The organism is Actinomadura sp. RB99 (assembly GCF_014706005.1).
Taxonomy (GTDB): Bacteria; Actinomycetota; Actinomycetes; order Streptosporangiales; family Streptosporangiaceae; genus Spirillospora.
This window is the reverse complement of record NZ_JABMCA010000172.1, coordinates 1-1,582: the sequence shown is the minus strand read 5'-3', so window position 1 is coordinate 1,582 and position 1,582 is coordinate 1. Positions and strand designations below refer to the sequence as shown.

Below are 1,582 nucleotides of genomic sequence, written 5' to 3'. Positions count from 1 at the left end.
GGTCGCCGCGGCGCGCGGTGGGCGCAAGGACTGGTCTGAGCCGCCGTTCTGGGACGCCGAGCGGCTGCGGTATCCGCTGTGGGGCTCGTCCTCGCTCACCAGCGAGCGTGAGCGGATCGAGAGCGACTTCCCCGGCTACGTCGAGGGGATCCACAAGCGCAACGGGCCGGTGTTCGCGCTGATCCTGGTCCGCCTCATGGTGTTCAGCGAGGCGCGGTTCCAGTTCCGGCGGATGCGGAACGGGCGGCCCGGGGACCTGTTCGGGACGCCGGACCTTGCTCTGCTGGAACAGCCGTGGGTGGGCGGGACGACCGGTGACCTGCTCGCGCGGATGATCCAGGACGCCGACCTCGCGGGGAACGCGTTCGTCGCCCGGGTTCCCGGAACGAACCGGCTCCGGCGGCTGCGGCCGGACTGGGTCACGATCATCACCGCGAGCCGGTCCGAGCCGGAGCTGTTCGGGTCGGCGCTGGACGCCGAGGTCATCGGGTACCTGTACGAGCCGCAGGGCGTCGAGGGGCGCGGCGCGACGCTGCTGACGCCGGACGAGTGCGCGCACTTCGCGCCGATCCCCGACCCGGACGCGCACTGGCGCGGCATGTCGTGGCTGACGCCCGTCCTGCGGGAGATCACGGCGGACGGCGCGGCCACGACCCACAAGCTGAAGTTCTTCGCGAACGGCGCAACGCCGCAGGTCATCGTGTCCTACGACGCGTCGATCACCCCCGAGAAGTTCGCGAAGTTCAAGAAGATCATCGACGAGGCGCACGCCGGAGCCGACAACGCGTACCGGACGCTGCACCTGGGCGCCGGCGCGGACCCGAAGGTCGTCGGCGCCGACCTGAAACAGCTCGACTTCAAGGCGACGCAGGGCGCGGGCGAGACCCGGCTCGCCGCAGCGGCCGGGGTGCCCCCGGTGATCGTGGGTTTCTCCGAGGGCTTGGCCGGGTCGTCGCTGAACGAGGGCAACTTCAAGGCGGCGCGGCGCCGGTTCGCGGACGCGACGATGCGCCCGCTGTGGCGCAACGCGGCCGGGTCCCTCGCGCGCCTGGTGACGGTGCCCGCCGACGCCGAGCTGTGGTTCGACGAGCGCGACATCGCGTTCCTGCGGGAGGACCGCGGGGACGCGGCGACTATCCAGATGAGCAAGGCGCAGACGATCCGCCAGCTCGTGGACGCCGGATACACGCCCGACAGCGTGATCGCCGCCGTCGAGGGCGACGACTTCACCCTGCTGAAGCACTCCGGCCTCTACTCCGTACAGCTTCAGGCGCCCGGCGCGATGCCGCCCAAGCCTGCCGATCCAGCCTCCGGGGGAGCGTGATGGATACCAAGAGCCTCCGCGTGGAGGTGAAGGACGCCGACAAGGGCGAGGTCACGGCCGTCTTCTCGACGTTCGACGTCGTGGACTCCGACCGAGACGTCACCAAGGCCGGCGCGTTCGAGGACGGCGCCGAGGTCGTGATCTCCGCGTACGGCCACACGTCGTGGTCGGGGCTGCTGCCGGTCGGCAAGGGCGTCATCCGGACGACGAAGACCGAGGCGCTGCTCGAGGGGTCCTTCTTCCTGGACACCGCGCACG

At 71.0% G+C, this 1,582-nt stretch carries 2 protein-coding genes; both read left to right on the top strand.

Annotated features, from left to right (window positions below; genetic code table 11):
• A partial coding sequence (locus tag amrb99_RS49365) for a phage portal protein (protein ID WP_190869020.1) occupies positions 1 to 1,324 on the top strand: 1,324 nt, incomplete at its 5' end.
• Positions 1,324 to 1,582 (top strand): hypothetical protein (locus tag amrb99_RS49360; protein WP_206700431.1); only part of this gene is annotated, 259 nt, incomplete at its 3' end. The genes amrb99_RS49365 and amrb99_RS49360, both read left to right, overlap by 1 nt.